We start from the raw sequence: 18,918 nt of genomic DNA, 5'->3' as shown, positions 1-18,918 counted from the left end.
TGACAAATTATTTAAGAATGGAACTATTGATTTAGAGCCTTGTCGGGCGATTTGGGGGTGTGCCCGGACCGGCGATAAGCGATACTCGCGAGGCTTTCACGCCCTGAAGTAGTGAGGATGCCGATGCCGCTGCAACGCCTGCTGAGCCTGTCCGAAATAGCCCCGGATACCTGGGATGCCCTGGTGCCGCAGGCCCAACCGTTCGTGAGGCATGCCTTCCTGAGCGCGCTGGAAGACAGCGGGAGCGTCGGACCGCATTCGGGCTGGCAACCTGAGCATTTGTTGCACTGGGAGGGTGATCGACTGGTGGCGGCATTGCCCTGTTATCGCAAGTGGCATTCCTATGGTGAGTATGTGTTCGACCATGGTTGGGCGGATGCCTGTGAGCGCGCCGGCATCGACTATTACCCCAAGCTGTTGACGGCCGTGCCGTTCAGCCCGGTCAGCGGTCCTCGCCTGTTGGCTGCCAGCGCCGACGATGGTTTCGAACTGCTGAAGAGCCTGCCGGGCTACCTGGAAATCGAAGGGCTCTCCAGCGCCCATATCAACTTCACCGACGGCTTGGCCGATGACGCGTTAGCCCAGCAGCCGGGCTGGCTGCAGCGCCTGGGTTGCCAGTTTCATTGGCAGAACCGCGGTTACCGTGACTTCCAGGATTTTCTCGACGCCCTCAGTTCCCGCAAGCGCAAACAGATGCGCAAGGAACGCGAACAGGTGGCGGGGCAGGGCATCGACTTCGAATGGTTGCAGGGCCACGAGTTGAGCGAGGCGCAGTGGGATTTTGTCTACGCCTGCTACGCCAATACCTACGCAGTACGTCGCCAGTCACCGTACCTGACCCGCGAATTTTTCAGCCTGCTGGCCGAACGCATGCCCGAGGCGATCCGAGTGGTGCTGGCCAAGCAAGGCACCCGCCCGGTGGCCATGGCCTTCAGCCTGATCGGTGGCGACAGCTTCTATGGCCGTTACTGGGGCTGCCTGGCGGAGTTCGACCGGCTGCATTTCGAAACCTGCTTCTACCAGGGCATGGATTACGCCATCGCCCACGGCCTGCAACGCTTCGACGCCGGTGCCCAGGGTGAGCACAAATTGATTCGCGGGTTTGAACCGGTGATCACCCGGTCCTGGCACTACCTGCGTCATCCCGGGTTGAAGAATGCCGTGGAGGATTTCCTCGAGCGCGAGCGGGTGGGGATTGCGGCGTATGCCGAAGAGGCGAGGGCGGCACTGCCTTATCGACACGTATAAGCCGCCCTCCGTAGATACCGTCTTATCCAACACCGCACAAATCCGTAGGGGGTTGCGTTTCAGGCCGGCTCCTCCTTGCCCAGCCATCGATAGACAACACCGCCCACCACCGCACCGAGGATCGGCGCGAGCCAGAACATCCACAACTGCTGGATCGCCCACCCGCCCACGATCAATGCCGGGCCGGTACTGCGGGCCGGGTTGACCGAGGTGTTGGTCACGGGGATGGAGATCAGGTGGATCAAGGTGAGGGCCAGGCCAATGGCGATGGGCGCGAGGCCCTTCGGGGCACGGTGGTCGGTGGCGCCCAGGATGATCAGCACGAACATGGCTGTCATCACCAGCTCACAGACCAACCCCGCTGCCATTGAATAGCCGCCCGGCGAATGCTCGCCATAGCCATTGGAGGCCAGCCCACCGGCCAGTTCAAAGCCCGGCCTGCCGCTGGCGATGAAGTACAACAATGCGGCGGCGACTACCCCGCCGATCACTTGGGCCACGATGTACGCCGGTAACTCCCTGGCCGGAAACCTCCCGCCCACCACCAGCCCCACCGATACCGCCGGGTTGAGGTGACAACCGCTGATGTGCCCGATAGCCACCGCCATGGTCAGCACCGTGAGCCCGAACGCCAGGGCCACGCCCAACAATCCGATCCCGACGGCGGGAAACGCGGCGGCCAACACCGCACTCCCGCAACCGCCCAACACCAGCCAAAACGTACCTAACCCCTCTGTGACTGAACGCTTGAACAAAGACATGCAACACGTCCTTGATAGATCGCTCTACCCAATCAGTAAATCAGTGATGCTCCCTGCAGATTTACTTCAGCGCCCGTCTGGGCACTGCACTGAGTACAGCACGGTTTTTACACAAATCCAGGCCACCAATGTGGGAGGGGGCTTGCCCCCGATGGCGGAGTGTCAGTCGCAAAATTGGGTGACTGACCCACCGATATCGGGAGCAAGCCCCCTCCCACATTTGCTTCAGTCGATGCCGACAAACCCCCCGGTCTGGTGCTGCCACAACCGCGCATACAACCCGCCATGGGCCAGCAGTTCGGCATGGCTACCCGTCTCGGCAATCTGGCCTTTCTCCAGCACCACCAGGCGGTCCATCCGCGCGATGGTCGACAACCGGTGCGCAATCGCAATCACCGTCTTGCCTTGCATCAGGGTTTCCAGGCTTTCCTGGATCGCCGCTTCCACTTCCGAGTCCAGCGCCGAAGTGGCTTCGTCCATGATCAGGATCGGCGCGTCCTTGAGCAGTACACGGGCGATAGCGATACGTTGACGCTGCCCACCGGAGAGTTTCACCCCGCGTTCGCCCACGTGGGCGTCCAGCCCGGTGCGGTCTTCCGAGTCCGACAGCAGCGGGATGAACTCGTCGGCACGCGCCTTGTGCACGGCCGCCCAGAGTTGTTCGTCGGTGGCGTCCGGCTTGCCGTACAGCAGGTTGTCGCGGATCGAGCGGTGCAGCAGCGAGGTGTCCTGGGTGATCATGCCGATCTGTTCACGCAGGGTTTCCTGGGCCACCTCGGCGATGTTCTGGCCGTCGATCAGGATACGTCCGCCTTGCAGGTCGTAGAGGCGCAGCAGCAGGTTGACCAGGGTCGACTTGCCCGCGCCGGACGGGCCGATCAGGCCGATCTTTTCACCGGCCTGGATGTTCAGGTTCAGGCCGCCAATGATCCCGCTCTTCTTGCCGTAGTGGAAATCCACCTGCTCGAAGCGTACTTCGCCATGGGGCACTGTCAGGCGCGGGGCATTGTCGCGGTCGACCACGGCCAGGGGTTGGGCGATGGTCTTGAGGCCGTCCTGCACGATGCCGATATTTTCGAAAATACCGTTGACCACCCACATGATCCAGCCGGACATGTTGACGATGCGAATCACCAGGCCGGTCGCCAAGGCGATGGCGCCTACTGAAATCAGCGACTGCGTCCACAGCCACAAGGCGAGGCCGGTGGTGGTGACGATCAGCAGGCCGTTGAGGACGGTGATGACCGCATCCATGCTGGTCAGTACGCGGGCCGCCAGCTGGGTTTTTTCGGTTTGCTCAATGATCGCTTCCTTGGCGTATTCCTGCTCATTCTGCGTATGGGCGAACAGCTTCAAGGTGGTGATGTTAGTGTAGCCGTCGACGATGCGCCCCATGAGTTTGGAACGTGCTTCGGAAGAAATGACCGAACGCTCCTTGACCCGCGGCACGAAGTAACGCAATGCCAGGCAGTAACAGATGATCCAGGTGATCAACGGAATCATCAGTCGCCAATCGGCCTCGGCAAACAGCACCAGGGAGGTGATGGCGTAGATCGATACATGCCAGATCGCCTCCGCCGTTGCCACCGCAGAGTCACGCAAGGAGTTGCCGGTTTGCATGATGCGCTGGGCAATGCGCCCGGCGAAATCGTTCTGGAAGAAATTCAGGCTCTGCTTGAGCACGTAGCTGTGGTTCTGCCAGCGAATCAGGCTGGTCATGCCGGGGTTGATGGTCTGGTGCACCAGCAGGTCATGCAGGCCATTGAAAATCGGGCGCAGCAGCAAGGCGACCACGGCCATCCAGATCAGCTCGGTGCTGTGGATCTGGAAGAAGTCAGCGGGCGGTGTGCCCTGGGCCAGGTCGATGATACGGCTCAGGTAGCTGAACAGCGCGACTTCGATCAGCGCACCGACCAGGCCCACCACCAGCAGTGCGGCAAAACAGGGCCACACCTGGCGCAGGTAGTAGAGGTAGAAGGGCAGGACTTTGTCGGGAGGGGCGGCGCTGGGTGCGTCGCGGAAAATATCGATCAGTTGTTCAAAACGACGATAGAGCATTGGGGTTGACGCCCGCCTGGCGGGCTCTCCTTTCAAATGCGCGCGCAGCCTTGTGGGCCGCGCGCGGAGCTACCTGCAGACCTCAGTCGATGCGCTTGGCCGACTTGATCAGGACAGGATCGATTGGCACGTTTTGCATGCCTTGTTTGGTGGTGGTCTGGGAGTTGACGATGATGTCGACCACATCCATGCCCTTGACCACTTTGGCGAACACGGCATAACCGGCATCGCGACCCGGGTCGAGGAAGGCGTTGTCAGCCACGTTGATGAAGAACTGGCTGGTGGCCGAGTTCGGGTCATTGGTGCGTGCCATGGACAGGGTGCCACGTACGTTATGCAGGCCGTTGCTGGCTTCGTTCTTGATCGGCGCTTCGGTCGGCTTTTGCGACATCTGCTGGGTGAACCCGCCACCCTGGACCATGAAGCCCGGGATCACGCGGTGGAAAATCGTGTTGGTGTAGAAGCCTTTGTCGACATAGGCCAGGAAGTTCTTGGTACTGATCGGCGCCTTGACCGGGTCCAGTTCGATTTCAATGTCGCCGTTGGTGGTGGAGATCAATACGTGTGGCGCCTTGGCAGGCTCGGCGGCCATCAGGTTGGCAGCGAACAGAACGGAACCGGCAAAGAAGGCGATTTTTTTCAGCATGGGTCAGTGATCCTGGGTAGTGGTTTCGACTGTCTTTAGAAAATCGAGCAGGGTGGTATTAAAGACTTCGGGTTGGTCCAAGGGCGTGGCATGGCGGGAATCTTCAATCACCACCAGTCGCGCATCGGGCAGCAGTTTTACATAGTTTTCTTTCTGGGCCACGGGGGTGTAGTCATGGTCGGCGCTGATGACTAGGGTTGGACAGGTAATCCTCGAAAGTCGTTCCTGTACGCCCCAGCCCACAATCGCATCGAAGCTGGCGAGATAAGCACGTTTGTCGTTTTTTGCCCAGCGTTCGGCCATCTTGCGGCGCAGGTCGGCCTGATCCGGCTTGGGGAAGAGGCGGGCACCGAGTGCCTTGCCGATGGTGGCCAGGCTAAGTACACGGGCGAGCGTCCAGCGCTTGGCCCACCACCCGTATTCCTGGGCTGTGCGCACCTTCACCTGCGGCGCGCTGTTGACGATGCACAGGCTCTTGACCCGGCCAGGTTCGTCAACCGCCAGTTGGAACGCGATCATGCCGCCCATGGACAAGCCCACCACATGGGCAGGCGGCAGGTCCAGGTGTTCGATCAGCGCAATCAGGTCGTAGGTGAACCCTTCGATGCTGTAGCGCTCCCGAGGTTTGTCGGAGCGCCCATGGCCGCGCACATCCACCACGATCAGGCGGTAGTGGCGAGCCAGTACCGGCACCTGCAGCTCCCAATCCTGGCTGCTGGAGCCCAGGCCGTGGATCAGGATCAGCGGCGTGCCGTGGCCATATTCCTCGTAGTGCAGGCTGCAGCCTTCATGGTCGAACCAGGCCATGCATGAACTCCGTTTCAGGCTTGCTGGGGGGCGGCGAAAGGCGCGTCCAGAGGGGCGGTGTCAAAGGTGCGCAGCAGCTCCACCAGGATTTGCGTTGCCGGCCCCAAGGGTTTGTCCTTGTTTGAATACAGGTAGAACGTAGGGTGGCGGCTGCCGCCCTGTTCCAAGGGTAGCTGCTTGAGCACACCTTCGGCGAGTTCGCGCTCGATCATGTGCCGTGGCAGCCAGGCAAAGCCCAGGCCGCTGCCGACAAAGGCGGCGGCGGTGGCGAGACTGCCGACGGTCCAGCGTTGCTCAGCGCCGAGCCAGCCCACATCCCGGGGTTGCTGGCGGCCGGAGTCGCGGATCACCACCTGCATCTGACTTTCCAGGTCCTGGAAGCTCAGCTCGCGATTCATGCGGTGCAAGGCGTGCTCGGGGTGGGCCACGGCGACGAACTCCACGTCGCTCATTTCGGTGCCCAGGTAGCCGGGGATGCTGAAGCCGCAAATCGCCAGGTCGGCCACGCCTTCCATCAACAGCTCTTCGACGCCGGACAGCACCTCTTCACGCAAGCGCACCCGGCAACCACGGCTCTGCGGCATGAACGCGGTGAGCGCGCGCACCAGGCGCGCGTTGGGGTAGGCCGCATCGACGACCAGCCGCACTTCGGCTTCCCAGCCCTGTTCCATATGGTGGGCGAGGTCTTCCAGCTGGCTGGCGTTTTTCACCAGTTGCCGGGAGCGGCGCAGCAGCACTTCACCGGCGTCGGTGAGTACCGCCTTGCGCCCGTCGATGCGCAGCAGCGGCACGCCGAGTTGGTCTTGCATACGGGCCACGGTGTAGCTCACCGAGGACTGCGAACGGTGCAGCGCTTCCGCTGCCTGGGCGAAGCCGCCGTGGTCGACGACGGCTTGCAGCGTGCGCCATTGATCGAGGGTAACGCGGGGCGCTTTCAAGATGTGTTCCTCTTGTCCTAAGCTGGCGGTCCCTATTGGAGACTGCCGAATGAGAAAATTCTGTTGTGTGTTGCTGACGCTGCTGCCGATGAGCGCGTTTGCCTACCCCATCGACGTGACGAAAAAGATCGACGGCGTGAGCATCGATTACACCGCCTCCGACGTGGACGGCGATATCAGCTCGATCCAGCTGAATAACTACGGCACCCAGGACGCCGTGTGTTCGGTAACGTTCACCAACGGTCCGGAATCTCCACGTCGCCGCACGGTTTCGGTGCCGGCGGGAAAAAGCACCAACACCACGGTCAAGTTCAACCGCGCCATTATCAAGATGCGTATCGCGTTGGCCTGCACGCCAAAATAAAGCGGCAGCGGAGCATGTCCACAGGAATACTCCGCTTATAAACAAATTTATAGATGGGTTATAGCAGTTTTTTGCGCTTTTTTATCGAATTGGCTCTGTCTAATCTCCACTGCATCGACTTACAGCAATTACAGATGGAGCCTACGAAGCCATGTCCAATGTCCTGATCATCGAAAGCAGTGCCCGCCAGCAGGATTCGATCTCCCGTCAACTGACCCAGCAGTTCATCAGCCAATGGCAGGCCGCCCACCCGACGGATCGGATCACTGTGCGTGACGTGGCGCTCAACCCGATTCCGCACCTGGACGCCAACCTGCTCGGCGGCTGGATGAAACCGGCGGATCAGCGCAACGGTAACGAACAGGCCTCCCTCGACCGCTCCAACGAATTGACCGACGAACTGCTGGCCGCCGACGTGCTGGTGATGGCTGCGCCGATGTACAACTTCGCCATCCCCAGCACCCTCAAGGCCTGGCTGGATCACGTGTTACGGGCGGGTGTGACCTTCAAGTACACCCCCACCGGACCGCAAGGTTTGTTGAACGGCAAGCGTGCCATTGTGTTGACCGCTCGCGGCGGTATTCACACCGGCGCCACTTCCGATCACCAGGAACCCTACCTGCGCCAGGTCATGGCTTTTATCGGCATCCACGACGTCACGTTCATTCACGCCGAAGGGGTGAACCTGAGTGGCGACTTTCAGGAAAAGGGCATCAACCACGCCAAGGCGCTGTTGGCCCAGGTCGCTTGATCCTTTAATCGTCAGATAATCGCACGGTGTTTATCTAGTGCCACGCAAACCCTTCAAGTACGCGTAACGAACCTCCCTTTGCACTTGTTGCTCCTGAGTGCTCCTGCCCGACTGCCGCTTTAGCGAGGTCGGGTTTTTTTTGCCTCGAGTTTCTTCAATCGCCGAAAACCTTTAATGTCCCGCCCATTCGATGCGAGGCGTACATGGGCTATCTACTGGTTGTCACCCTGATTCAGGCATTTTCCTTCAGCTTGATCGGCGAATACCTCGCCGGTCACGTCGACAGCTACTTCGCGGTGCTGGTGCGTGTAGTGCTGGCCGGGCTGGTATTTATCCCGCTGACCCGCTGGCGCTCGGTCGAACCTGCCTTTATGCGCGGCCTGCTGGTGATCGGCGCGCTGCAGTTTGGCGTGACCTATGTGTGCCTGTACCTGAGCTTTCGTGTACTCACGGTGCCGGAGGTGCTGCTGTTCACCATCCTCACGCCGTTGCACGTGACCCTGATCGAAGACGCACTCAACCGGCGCTTCAACCCGTGGGCACTGGTTGCTGCTCTGGTGGCAGTAGCGGGGGCGGCGGTGATTCGCTTCGACCAGATCACCTCGCACTTCCTGATGGGTTTCTTGCTGCTGCAACTGGCTAACTTCACCTACGCCGCGGGGCAAGTGATGTACAAGCACCTGGTGGCACGCTACCCGAGCAACCTGCCGCACTACCGGCGCTTCGGTTACTTCTACCTCGGCGCGTTACTGGTGGTGCTGCCGGCATTCCTGTTGTTCGGCAAGGCTGACTTCTTGCCGCAAGCGCCACTGCAATGGGGTGTCCTGCTGTTCCTCGGGCTGGTCAGCACTGCCCTGGGCATTTACTGGTGGAACAAGGGCGCCTGCCTGGTGCATGGCGGAACCCTGGCGGTGATGAACAACCTGCATGTGCCGGTAGGATTGTTGCTGAACCTGCTGATCTGGAACCAGCATGAGCCGCTGGGCCGCCTGGCCTTGGGTGGTTTGGTGATTCTGGGGGCGGTGTGGATAAGTCGATTGGGCGTAAAGCCCGCGCCTGGCGTACAGTCTGCGACGTAATGGGCCATGGGCATGCGTGAGCGGCAATGAAAGTCTGCTATCGAAAAGAACAGTGTGGGGGCGGCAGAGTGGACAAGATTGATGAACTGATCATTGCAGCCTTGAAGGATGACTCCCGAGTCAGCCTTGCGCAATTGGCGCGGCAAGTTCACAAGTCTCGAACCGCCGTGGAGTCGCGCGTTCAAAAGCTGATTGAAAAAGGCATCATCCTGGGCTTCACCATCAACGTCGCGGAGGGCGATGAGACCCTGCAAGCGGCGTTCTTGATGCTGACGCTCAATGGCAGCAATTGCCATCTGGTGTTTCCGAAGATCCAGCAGTTCAGCCAGGTGGTGCATGCCTATTCACTGTTTGGCGACGTGGACATGATGCTCGACGTTCGGTACAGGAGTTTTGAAGAACTGATGGTCTTCAAGGACAGCCTGCTGAAGATCGAGCATGTGAAAGAAGTCGTGGTCAATCCCGTGCTGAAGGCCTGGCGTTAGGCGCCGGCCACAATAGCCCTATCTGCTGGACCTATGCTTCAGGCGTGATCGCGAACGGTTTCAAGAAAATGATGGCTCAGGTTCGGCATTTTCTGACGCAGGGTGTCCACGAGTTCTTCGATGACCGCCTGGTTGAATTGGAACGATGTGTCGTCATGCCCCAGGATCACCACCAACAACCTCGACGAGTCTTTCGTCAGCCGGAAGTCATGGGCATCGGCATCCACCTTGCCGATGCTCGCCAACGGCACATCACCGCAGGTATAGACGATATCGCCAACGGGAATCGTGATGGCCTTCTTGGCGAACAGTGGGCGTAGCACCCTCGGCTTATCCGAGCGCATCACGTAGATGTCGTCCTTCTGATGATAGGTGTGCACGCCAATGCTGACCCCATGCCGGATCGCGACCGCGTTATAGGCGTCGACGATGTTGTTGATGGGATACACGCCTTTGGCGATGAAGCGTCGCAGCAGCTTTTCGTTGGCACTGACGGTATTTTCGTAGCCGAGTTTTTTGAGCTGCCTGGCAAACCCTTCGTACACGACGTTCGAGTCCAGCTCGTTAAGGCGCGAGGCCACGTGGTTCAGGTTACTTTGCAGTACCCCGACGAAGCTCTGGTCATCCGAGACGGTGATGTCTTCGATAACGGCGGCGCACGCATTATTGATGCCCAGCTCACAGGCTGACTTTCTGATGATCAAACGACTTTTCATAACCTTAGCCCCACAGTGTTTTTCGCAGGTTGACGGTACTGACGTCCAGTTGCTGCGCCGAAGGACTTTGCAGCCAGAACAGCCCCGGACAGGTGGCGAAGTCGATCGTGACCGGCGTGGTATCGCCGGCGCTGATGAAATAACGGTGCCCGCAATAGGCCTCGTCTGCCTGGGCGCTTTGTATGGCCTGGGGTGAGGGAAGATCGAAGGTATGGCGTTCATCGGAGCAGAAGAAACCGATCCGGCCATGGCTGATCTGGCTGACCGCATCGGCCTGGGGGCGTGGGTGGCCGAGGTAACTGTCGATCGACAGTGACAGCAAGTCGGGGTGATACACCTGCTGGAACAGCAGGGGCGCGATGCCCCCGTGCAAGCGACCGCCGGCCTCGATCATCACCGGCCCGGCCTCAGACCAGATGATTTCCATGTGAATCGGCCCCACCCGCACGCCTAGGGCCGCTGCCGCCTGGCGGGCGTAATCGGTCAGCGGGTGCAGTTCTGCAGCCCGAGGGTCGAGGGTGTCGAGGCTTTCGTAGACAAACATGCTGCCGTTCTTTTGGATCTTGGTGTACTTGCAGACGCTGGCAACGATGTAGGTGCCGTCAAAGGCGACCATATCCACCACGTACTCCGGTCCCGCGACGAACGACTGCACGATAAAACCGAGGTTGACTTCGCCCAGGTCGTTTTTCTGCTGCCAGGCCGCGTTTTTCAAGGCGGTCTCCACTTCGCGCTTGCCCCGGGCAAACACCACCCCTTCGGTGGCGGCCGAGTTCAGCGGCTTGACCACATAGGTGGCCGCCTCGTCGAGTTTGGCCAGCACTTCACCGATGCGGCTCGGTGAGCTCAGCAGGTGCGAATCGATGTGAGCCAACTGGTATTTTTTCAGCGCCTGCTGCATGGAGAACTTGTTGCGCCGCAGGTCGCTGGTGATACGGCTGTTGCCTGGGATGTCGAGCAGCTCCGTCAGGTAGTCCGTGAGGTAGATCGCGGTTTCGCAACCGGCGATCACGGCGCTCGGTGACAAGGTTTCCAGGGTGATCAACAGGCTCTCTTCCCAGGCATACACCTCATGGAAGTTTTCTGTGATCAGGTCGTTGGTGAAGTGTTCAGGCAAGGCGCGTGTGGAGATCACGGCGATGCACCGTATGCCCTGCGCATTGAGCAAGGGCGCGTAGAGTTTGCCCGTGGAGAACGGGTCAACGATCAGTACGGTTTTCACGTCGTGCATTCCTTATTCCGTGGTGGCGGTGGGCGCGGCGGCCGGGGTCAGGTTCCACGCCAGTACGGCGGTGGCCAACAGGCCGGCGGAGACGACCATCAACAGGCGGGCGCCTTCGAGTCCGAGAAATCCGGAGGTGGTGAAGAACGTCAGGATCATAGGTGCCGAGCCACTGACCAGCAGGTAGTAGAGCGAACTTTTGGCCGCGATCACGTCAGCTACCCGGGCGTTGGGCGCCGACTCGATCAGGGTTTTACGCAACTGGATCCGCAGGCTGTTGATGCAAAAACCCAGCAGGAAGGCCGCGGCCATCATCACGTAGAGGTTCTGGAAGTAGACGATTGCCACGTCCGCCAGTATCACCAGCGCGATGGCCCCGTAGCTGTTGAGCTTGATGCGCGGCAACACGGCGGCGCTGAAGGCGCCCAGGCCTGCCAGGCCACTGGCGACGCCAAACAGGGTGGCATTCCACTCATTGAGCTTTTGAAAAACGATGGGCACCAGGCTGTTGAACGCGCCGATATGGAAACCGATCATGCTCAACACGATGATCAGGATGTAGAGGTTGCGCGGCAGGTCCAGCGGACGCGCAGTGGAGGGCCCTGTGGCCTGTTCGGCGGCGTGCTCGTTGGGGTTGTCGGCCACCAGGAGGATGGCCGCGAGCGAGAGAATCGCCGCCAGGCTGATGATCTGCAGCGTCTGGTTGACCGAAAACACATCCACGATCAACCCGCCCAGGAGCGCACCGCCGAAGGCACCGATCTGTATGGAGGTTTGCATCAACCGCGCGCAGGTATCGCTGTCGGTGAGGCCGGCCAGCACCAGCTTGGTATTTTTCGATTCCAGGGTGCTGATGGTGAAGTAGTCGGTGACGCCCACCACGAACGCGATGGCCAGGAAGCCGATCGGTAGCAGGGCGGCCTGGGTAAACGACAGCCCCAGTACCGCGGCGAAGGCCGCCAGGCGAATGTACAGCAGCCGTTTCAGGCTGAGTTCAATGGTAAAGAACCGGCCGATGTACTGCTCGCATAAATACGGCACTACAGTCGCCACGCACAAGGTGGCGCCGACCAGGAATGTCGAGCCGGTGGTCTCCAGGCCGAACCAGACCATCGCGATGACAATCGCCATGTCGAGGCCGGTGAAGAGGGTCACGATTGAATAGAACGCGGTCAGTGTCGATTTAGTATTCATGGGCTTCATCAGTCGTAACGGGAGATTTTAAGCAGCGGCACACAGCGCTCGGTGTCGCCGACGACGGTGCTTATCTGGTTTCTGACGCGCACAGTGGGCAGCGCCTTCTTTTCCAGGTTGCAGACCTTGTAGGCGTTGTCGTGCCAGGGACAGATCACACTTTGGCCGTCGCCTGTCACTTCGCCCATATGCAGCGGGCCGCCACGATGGGGGCACGCGGTGGGCAGCAATTGCGTCGAATACGCATGACGTTTGAGAAAGTAGGTTCTTTCCTCCACGGCCACATAGTTGGCGTGGTTGAGATTCAGGCTGATGGCTTTCATTGGGTTGCCCACTCAGATGGCGGTGACGGTGTACGTGCATGACGGGCTGGTGATGCGGGTGCCATGCAGCATTCCCTTGGGAATCACCACGCCTTCGCCGGCCTTGAGGCGCACTGTCAGTTCGGGGCTGGCGACAAACTCCAGCTCGCCTGATTCGACCCAGAACAGTTCGTCATTCGGGTGGGTATGCAGCACCGACAACTCGTGTTCAGGCTCGGTAATCCTCAGGTCCACGGGTTTGTGGCCCTGGAGCGCCGCTGCCTGTGCCCGATGCTCATCGAACGCGTCATGCCATTTGATATGGGCATACAACTCTTCGTCGGCGATGTCCTGAAGCAGCCTGAACTCTTCAAAGCCGCGAATAAGGTCGGGGATGATCTTGGTGCCGAACTGCTTGATCATGGGAATGATCAGGCGCTGGAGGGCCATTCTTCCGTGGTGCACATCGATGTGGGCATGCTCATCGAAATAGTCCGTGGAGACGCTGCCGTTGAAGATGGTCTTGATCGCGCGTGACTGGTGCTTGGTCGTCAGGGCCAATGTGGCTTCGGTGTAGTACATGGCGCCGATATAGCGGAACAGCTCGCCATGGTTGGCCGATACGTAGTGGAAGTAGTTGGTCAGCGACAGCGACGCCGGGGTATAGAACTGCCAGTAATGGTGCACGTGATGGGACATGCCCATGTCCTGGAGCATGTCTTCAAAAATAGTGCTGTGTTTCTTTTTGTCGACGCCGTAGCCGTACTCGTCGATCAGGATCTTGAATAATTCGCTGGTGTAGACGCCGCTGTTACCCAGCACGTTGCGGGCCATGGCCGACGCTTCACTGAGGAAGTCTCCTGCGCATTGCGTCATGAAAAACCTGGCGGCACGTTCGGGGTGGCGGCTGGTGGTCAGCACTTCATGGAGTTTGGATTCGGACTGGGCGACGTCATCCAATACTTTATCGGTGTGGGCGATAAAAGAGTCCAGGCACCAAGGGCCGTTGATATGCACTTCTTCCTTGAGCCAGTTGTACAGGTAGTGTTCCAGCAACGGGCGGATCTTTTTGCCACTGGCCGCATGCTGCGGATCATAGAAGCGCTTGAACGCCTTGAAGTCCAGTTCCAATGGCGGCTTGGGCAAGAAGACCAGGTCTTGTTCGTAGATATTCAATAACAACCGTTGCGCCAATAGATGCTGACTGTTTGAAAGCTGGTCGCTGGTCAGGCAGGTGGTGATGATTGAATCGGTTACGTCCTGCGGCCGCGAAGGTCGCTGGTAGGGGCTTTGGGTATAAAAGTCGCGGGGTTGAGCAAAGGCGCCAGCACCACAATATTGGGTCAATGCTTCGGCATTCGAGCTTAATACAAAGTCTGCTGCATTATCGGAAAGCTGAGTTGTCCATAACATGAGGTGGGCCTTTTGCTGGCGTTGTTTGATGGCCAGATGCTAAGGCGTTGGTTTTTTTTAAAACAGATTAGAAATAGTGCGCGCAAGTAGTGAAATTCACTAAAGGTATAGGAAGAATTTTCTTTATGGGGTAAGTCGGTTGAATAATCGGCAGCAGCGGCTACACATAGTTGCCAGCTTTTATTGTGGGGGGGCGTCAGCGGTGGCTCAAGTTGCACGTGAACTTGCCGCCTTATCAGTGGTGTATTGGATCAATACCGTTCCAACGCTTCTAGCACCTTCCGGCGAGGCGCTTGCCAGCCCCTCGCCGGTATTGTTGTCAGTACTCCGGGGTTTCCGCGGTTCGGGTATTGTGTGCCAGCGCCAGTATCCCGGTGCGCAGATCGGTGCCGCTGGGTTGCTGGTACAGGTTCAGTCCGAACTCCGGCAATACGGCCAGCAGGTAGTCGAAGATATCCCCCTGGATCCGCTCGTAATCGGCCCATACGGTGGTGCGTGTGAAGCAGTAGATCTCGAGCGGCACGCCCTCGGCGGTGGTTTGCATCTGGCGCACCATGCAGGTCATGTTCGGCTGGATGTCCGGATGGCTTTTGAGGTAGGCCAGGGCATACGCGCGGAAGGTGCCGAGGTTGGTCATGCGCCGGCGGTTGGCCGACAGTTGCGCGCTGTGACCCTGGGCTTCGTTCCAGGCCTTGAGTTCGGCCTGCTTGCGCCCGATGTAGTCGGTGAGCAGGTGCACTTGGGTCATGCGCACTTCTTCATCGTCACGCAGGAAGCGCACGCCGCTGGCATCGATAAACAGGCTGCGCTTGATGCGTCGCCCACCGGAGGCCTGCATGCCGCGCCAGTTCTTGAACGACTCGGACATCAGGCGCCAGGTCGGGATGGAGACGATGGTCTTGTCGAAGTTCTGCACCTTGACCGTGTGCAGGGTGATGTCCACCACATCGCCGTCAGCGCCGACCTGGGGCATTTCGATCCAGTCGCCGACGCGCAGCATGTCGTTGCTGGTGAGCTGCACGCTGGCGACGAACGACAGCAGGGTGTCCTTGTAGACCAACAGGATCACTGCCGACATGGCGCCCAGGCCTGACAGCAGCAACAGTGGTGAACGGTCAATCAATGTGGCGACGATGATGATCGCGCCAAACACGAACAGCACCATTTTCGCCAACTGCACATAACCTTTGATCGAGCGGGTACGCGCGTGTTCGGTGCGGGCGTAGATGTCCAGCAGGGCGTTGAGCAGCGCGCTCAGGGCCAGCACCAGGAACAAGATGGTCAATGCCAGGGCCACGTTGCCGATAAACAGGATCGCGGTCTTGCTCAGGGCGGGCACCAGGTACAGGCCGAACTGGATCACCAGCGAGGGCGTCATCTGCGCCAGGCGATGGAAGACTTTGTTGTGCCGCAGGTCGTTGAGCCAGTGCAGCGCCGGTTGCCGGCCGAGCAATTTGACGGCGTGGAGGATCAGGTAACGGGCCACGCGCCCGAGCAGCAGGGCCACCACCAGCAACACCAGGAAACCGAGGCTGGCATGCAGCAGCGGGTGTTCGTCGAGGGTGCCCCAAAGGTCTTGGACGTTGAGCCAGAGCTGTTTGATATCCATGGATGAGACCGATTCTTCTGTAAGACAAGACGGCGCGATTAGAGCATTTAAGTGCAACAAAGTTGATGCCGTGGACAAATACTCTGACAAAAAAGCAACTGATTAGCGCCGTTCGCGTAAAGACACTCGGTTTGGACGCCCGAAACCGGTACCCTATGCAGCTGATTTTTTGTATTTCTTCGAGGTAGCACCCGTGTTTTCCCAATTCGCCCTGCACGAACGCCTGCTCAAAGCCGTGGCCGAGCTGAAATTTGTCGAGCCTACGCCTGTGCAAGCAGCGGCCATCCCGCTCGCGCTCGAAGGGCGTGACCTGCGGGTGACGGCTCAAACCGGGAGTGGCAAGACCGCCGCTTTCGTCCTGCCGATTCTCAATCGCCTGATCGGCCCGGCCAAAGTCCGCGTCAGCATCAAGACCCTGATCCTGCTGCCAACCCGCGAGCTGGCCCAGCAGACCTTGAAGGAAGTCGAGCGCTTTTCGCAGTTCACCTTCATCAAGTCCGGCCTGATCACCGGTGGCGAAGACTTCAAGGTCCAGGCCGCCATGCTGCGCAAGGTGCCGGACATTCTGATCGGTACGCCGGGTCGCATGATCGAGCAACTCAACGCTGGCAACCTTGACCTCAAGGAAGTCGAAGTGCTGGTACTCGACGAAGCCGACCGCATGCTCGACATGGGCTTTGCCGACGACGTGCAGCGCCTGGTGGCTGAATGCGTGAATCGCCAGCAGACCATGCTGTTCTCCGCTACCACCGGCGGTTCGACCCTGCGTGACATGGTCGCCAAGGTCCTGAACAATCCTGAGCACCTGCAGGTCAACAACGTCAGCGACCTGAACGCCACCACGCGCCAGCAGATCGTCACCGCTGACCACAACGTGCACAAGGAACAGATCCTCAACTGGCTGCTGGCCAACGAGACCTATCAGAAGGCCATCGTGTTCACCAACACCCGCGCTGCCGCAGACCGCATATACGGTCGTCTGGTGGCCCAGGACTACAAGGCGTTCGTGCTGCACGGCGAGAAAGACCAGAAGGACCGTAAACTGGCCATCGACCGCCTCAAGGCTGGCGGCGTGAAGATCCTGGTCGCCACCGACGTTGCCGCGCGCGGCCTGGACGTGGACGGCCTGGACATGGTCATCAACTTCGACATGCCACGCAGCGGCGACGAGTACGTGCACCGTATCGGCCGTACCGGGCGTGCCGGCAACGATGGCCTGGCGATTTCGCTGATCTGCCACGGCGACTGGAACCTGATGTCGAGCATCGAGCGCTACCTCAAGCAGTCGTTCGAGCGCCGCACCATCAAGGAGGTCAAAGGCACCTACACCGGGCCGAAAAAGGTCAAGGCGTCGGGCAAGGCGGTTGGCGTGAAGAAGAAAAAGACCGACGCCAAGGGCGACAAGAAAAAGGCCGGTGCCAAGTCGCCGACCAAGCGCAAGATCGCCAACCGGCCGAAGACCGACAACCTCTCGCTCGTCAGCAAGGATGGTATGGCGCCGCTCAAGCGTCGCAAGCCAGAAGCACCCGCTGCCGAGTAAGGCTTGAGGGATGTGAAAAAACCGGACGTTGTCCGGTTTTTTTATAACCTCAGTTTTTCGCTTTGGCGGCAGCTTCTTTCAATTCCTTGAGCCGGGCGTCGATCAACTGGCACTTGTCGGGGAACTCTGCGCTTTCAGTATCCAGGTCCATCTTCTGCAGCTCGTCGTTCATCTCCTTGGCCTTGGTCGGGTTCTGCTCAGTGAGTTTGGCCACTTCCTGGGCCAACTGCTCGCGCTTGGCGGTGGCCTCTTCCGGGGTGCAGGCCCAGGCGGGCAGGGCGGTGAGCAGCGTGGCGGCGATGGCCAGGTTTTTCAGGGTTTTCATGATCGGACCTCCTTGGCGGTGATGCTCAGTTGAGGTGGTGAACGTCTGGAAAGTTCAGAGAAATGACGTCCGTCGCTTGGTCTGAACGGCCACAGGCGCGCAGGGTCACTCCTACAGGCAGGCTACTTTCCTTAGGCCTGCAGGAGGAATCAGGATGACGACTTACAATTGGGATCTGATCGAACGTCTGCTGCACGAAGTGCAGAACGGCGAAGGCAGTTTTGCCCCGCGCAAATACGCCGAGCAGGAAGCGGCCGAGAAGGCCACGGCGGGCGAATCCACGGGCAATCTGGATGCGTTGAAAAAGACGGCTGCCGATTACGAGGCGCTGTTGTTCAAGCGTGGGTTTATCGAGTCGCGGCCTGAGGAAGAAGGCGGCAATGGTGAGAATTTCATTCTGACCGCACTGGGTGCGCAGCTATTGGCGCTGATCGACAGCTCCATCCCGGGCAATGATCACCCCCGTCAGGTGCTGGATGAGCAGGCGGATGCGTTGGACCCCGCGACTTTTTCCGAAGTGGCTTCGAAGGCGCAGATTGCCTGAGCGGGCACCTCCCACATTAATTCGCAGCGGCCTTGAGGCATTTAAGTGCTTTGAAGTCGCTGCGTACGCCGTCGATTTTCTGCGTTAATTTCAGGCGCTGCTGTACGGTACTTTCGGCCATCAAGTCGACGATCAGACTGCGCGCAGCGGCTTCGGTCTGTGCATAAGCGGCGCGGTACTCCGGTGTCCACAGGCTTTCGCGGTCTACCAGCAATTGCTGCATCTTCTGCGGGAAGTCGGTGTCGTGGCGCTGCTGCACGGCGTCGATGAATTGTGCCTGCCAGTGGGCACGGTTGCCGATCCACTGCTCGTTCTGCCCGCCCAGGCTGATGGACCAGGCCATCACCCGGTTTTTCTGGCTATCGCTCAGCGGCCCCATCCACGCATTCAGGCGCTTGTTCATGCGCTCGGCGCGGTCCTGGATCTGCTTGGCCAGCGGCGGCTTGAGATAGTCGTCCTGGCGTTTGCGCAGGTCCTTGGCCAGAGCATCGTTCATGTCGTTGACCTGTTGGTCATCCAGCCCTTGTAACAATTCGATCGCCGACGGTGTGATTTCCCGCGCCACTTCGGCAATTGCCTGCTTGGCCTCAACCGTGCGGGTTTGCAGCGCTGCATCGGTGACCTGGTTGCTCTCGACCATTGCTTGCAGACGGTCGAGCCAGTCGAGGTAACCCGGCAATTGTGTGGTGCAGTGCCAGGCCAGGTGTTCCTTGAGTGTGTCGTTGAACCAGCTCTTCTGCCCGGCATTCATGTCCAAGTAGTCGTTGAGGGTCCAGGGGATGATCACGTCCAGGTTGCGATAGGCCAGGCCCACGCGGTTGCAGCCCGCGAGCACCAGGCTCAGGGTCAGGAATACCACCAGCAGTTTGAGCCGATGCAGCATGGGCGTGTCCTTGCGCAGAGGGAGTTAATGCAT

20 protein-coding genes are annotated in these 18,918 nt (G+C 59.6%); 7 read left to right on the top strand and 13 right to left on the bottom strand.

The annotated features are described in order from the left end of the window. Positions 1–123: 123 nt before the first annotated feature. Complete coding sequence (locus FBY10_RS15720) at positions 124–1,248, top strand: GNAT family N-acetyltransferase (RefSeq protein WP_145337001.1); 1,125 nt, start codon at positions 124–126, stop codon at positions 1,246–1,248. A gap of 59 nt (positions 1,249–1,307) precedes the next feature. On the opposite strand, the gene aqpZ is transcribed toward FBY10_RS15720, so the two are convergent. From aqpZ to FBY10_RS15695, 5 genes are all read right to left on the bottom strand, one after another. Continuing rightward, positions 1,308–2,009: an aquaporin Z gene (gene aqpZ / locus FBY10_RS15715; protein WP_145337000.1), complete on the bottom strand. Its 702-nt coding sequence runs from the start codon at positions 2,007–2,009 to the stop codon at positions 1,308–1,310. Positions 2,010–2,234: 225 nt separating this feature from the next. Further along, on the bottom strand, positions 2,235–4,067 hold the full coding sequence (locus FBY10_RS15710) for an ABC transporter ATP-binding protein (RefSeq protein WP_145336999.1): 1,833 nt from the start codon (positions 4,065–4,067) through the stop codon (positions 2,235–2,237). 82 nt (positions 4,068–4,149) lie between these two features. Beyond that, positions 4,150–4,713 carry a peptidylprolyl isomerase gene (locus tag FBY10_RS15705; RefSeq protein ID WP_032879982.1) on the bottom strand — a complete coding sequence of 188 codons (564 nt, stop codon included), beginning with the start codon at positions 4,711–4,713 and terminating at the stop codon, positions 4,150–4,152. Positions 4,714–4,716: 3 nt separating this feature from the next. After that, a complete protein-coding gene (locus tag FBY10_RS15700) occupies positions 4,717–5,520 on the bottom strand; it encodes an alpha/beta fold hydrolase (protein WP_145336998.1) in 804 nt (267 codons plus the stop codon). Positions 5,521–5,534: 14 nt separating this feature from the next. Then, a complete protein-coding gene (locus FBY10_RS15695) occupies positions 5,535–6,458 on the bottom strand; it encodes a LysR family transcriptional regulator (RefSeq protein WP_065946860.1) in 924 nt (307 codons plus the stop codon). 49 nt (positions 6,459–6,507) lie between these two features. On the opposite strand from FBY10_RS15695, the gene FBY10_RS15690 reads away from it, so the two are divergent. The 4 genes from FBY10_RS15690 (at position 6,508) to FBY10_RS15675 (ending at position 9,137) form a co-directional block, all read left to right on the top strand. Then, positions 6,508–6,822, top strand: a complete 315-nt coding sequence (locus FBY10_RS15690) for a 3-phosphoglycerate kinase (RefSeq protein ID WP_131698643.1) — start codon at positions 6,508–6,510, stop codon at positions 6,820–6,822. A gap of 151 nt (positions 6,823–6,973) precedes the next feature. Beyond that, entirely contained in the window at positions 6,974–7,573 is a 600-nt protein-coding gene (locus FBY10_RS15685) for an FMN-dependent NADH-azoreductase (RefSeq protein WP_145336997.1), read from the top strand. A gap of 203 nt (positions 7,574–7,776) precedes the next feature. Then, positions 7,777–8,652, top strand: coding sequence for a carboxylate/amino acid/amine transporter (locus tag FBY10_RS15680; RefSeq protein ID WP_131698641.1), 876 nt, complete (start codon positions 7,777–7,779; stop codon positions 8,650–8,652). A gap of 68 nt (positions 8,653–8,720) precedes the next feature. Then, a complete protein-coding gene (locus FBY10_RS15675) occupies positions 8,721–9,137 on the top strand; it encodes an Lrp/AsnC family transcriptional regulator (RefSeq protein ID WP_027603763.1) in 417 nt (138 codons plus the stop codon). A gap of 38 nt (positions 9,138–9,175) precedes the next feature. Here the strand turns inward: FBY10_RS15675 and FBY10_RS15670 are convergent, their stop codons facing one another. From FBY10_RS15670 to FBY10_RS15645, 6 genes are all read right to left on the bottom strand, one after another. Continuing rightward, positions 9,176–9,853: a phenylalanine--tRNA ligase beta subunit-related protein gene (locus FBY10_RS15670; protein WP_131698640.1), complete on the bottom strand. Its 678-nt coding sequence runs from the start codon at positions 9,851–9,853 to the stop codon at positions 9,176–9,178. Positions 9,854–9,857: 4 nt separating this feature from the next. Beyond that, on the bottom strand, positions 9,858–11,084 hold the full coding sequence (locus FBY10_RS15665) for an ATP-grasp domain-containing protein (RefSeq protein ID WP_256663497.1): 1,227 nt from the start codon (positions 11,082–11,084) through the stop codon (positions 9,858–9,860). A gap of 3 nt (positions 11,085–11,087) precedes the next feature. After that, on the bottom strand, positions 11,088–12,269 hold the full coding sequence (locus FBY10_RS15660; protein WP_145336996.1) for an MFS transporter: 1,182 nt from the start codon (positions 12,267–12,269) through the stop codon (positions 11,088–11,090). Positions 12,270–12,277: 8 nt separating this feature from the next. Continuing rightward, complete coding sequence (locus FBY10_RS15655; RefSeq protein WP_131698638.1) at positions 12,278–12,592, bottom strand: Rieske 2Fe-2S domain-containing protein; 315 nt, start codon at positions 12,590–12,592, stop codon at positions 12,278–12,280. Between the two features lie 12 nt (positions 12,593–12,604). Next, positions 12,605–13,984, bottom strand: coding sequence for an iron-containing redox enzyme family protein (locus tag FBY10_RS15650; protein WP_256663495.1), 1,380 nt, complete (start codon positions 13,982–13,984; stop codon positions 12,605–12,607). 319 nt (positions 13,985–14,303) lie between these two features. Next, positions 14,304–15,593 (bottom strand): mechanosensitive ion channel family protein, encoded by a 1,290-nt coding sequence (locus tag FBY10_RS15645; RefSeq protein WP_131698637.1) that lies wholly within the window; start codon positions 15,591–15,593, stop codon positions 14,304–14,306. 193 nt (positions 15,594–15,786) lie between these two features. Between FBY10_RS15645 and FBY10_RS15640 the strand changes: the two genes are divergently transcribed. Then, positions 15,787–17,133: a DEAD/DEAH box helicase gene (locus tag FBY10_RS15640; RefSeq protein ID WP_090400172.1), complete on the top strand. Its 1,347-nt coding sequence runs from the start codon at positions 15,787–15,789 to the stop codon at positions 17,131–17,133. Positions 17,134–17,182: 49 nt separating this feature from the next. Here the strand turns inward: FBY10_RS15640 and FBY10_RS15635 are convergent, their stop codons facing one another. Continuing rightward, on the bottom strand, positions 17,183–17,458 hold the full coding sequence (locus FBY10_RS15635) for a hypothetical protein (protein WP_131698636.1): 276 nt from the start codon (positions 17,456–17,458) through the stop codon (positions 17,183–17,185). Between the two features lie 154 nt (positions 17,459–17,612). Here FBY10_RS15635 and FBY10_RS15630 point away from each other — a divergent pair, with 154 nt between their 5' ends. Then, the gene (locus tag FBY10_RS15630) at positions 17,613–18,002 is read left to right on the top strand and encodes a transcriptional regulator (protein WP_131698635.1); all 390 of its coding nucleotides are present in this window, start codon (positions 17,613–17,615) and stop codon (positions 18,000–18,002) included. Between the two features lie 16 nt (positions 18,003–18,018). Here the strand turns inward: FBY10_RS15630 and FBY10_RS15625 are convergent, their stop codons facing one another. Next, positions 18,019–18,885, bottom strand: coding sequence for a DUF6279 family lipoprotein (locus tag FBY10_RS15625; RefSeq protein ID WP_145336995.1), 867 nt, complete (start codon positions 18,883–18,885; stop codon positions 18,019–18,021). Between the last annotated feature and the right edge of the window lie 33 nt (positions 18,886–18,918).

The sequence above is a fragment of the Pseudomonas sp. SJZ103 genome (genome assembly GCF_007828335.1).
Lineage (GTDB): Bacteria > Pseudomonadota > Gammaproteobacteria > Pseudomonadales > Pseudomonadaceae > Aquipseudomonas.
Note: the sequence above shows the minus strand (reverse complement) of the source record. Positions and strands in the feature narration are given on the sequence as shown.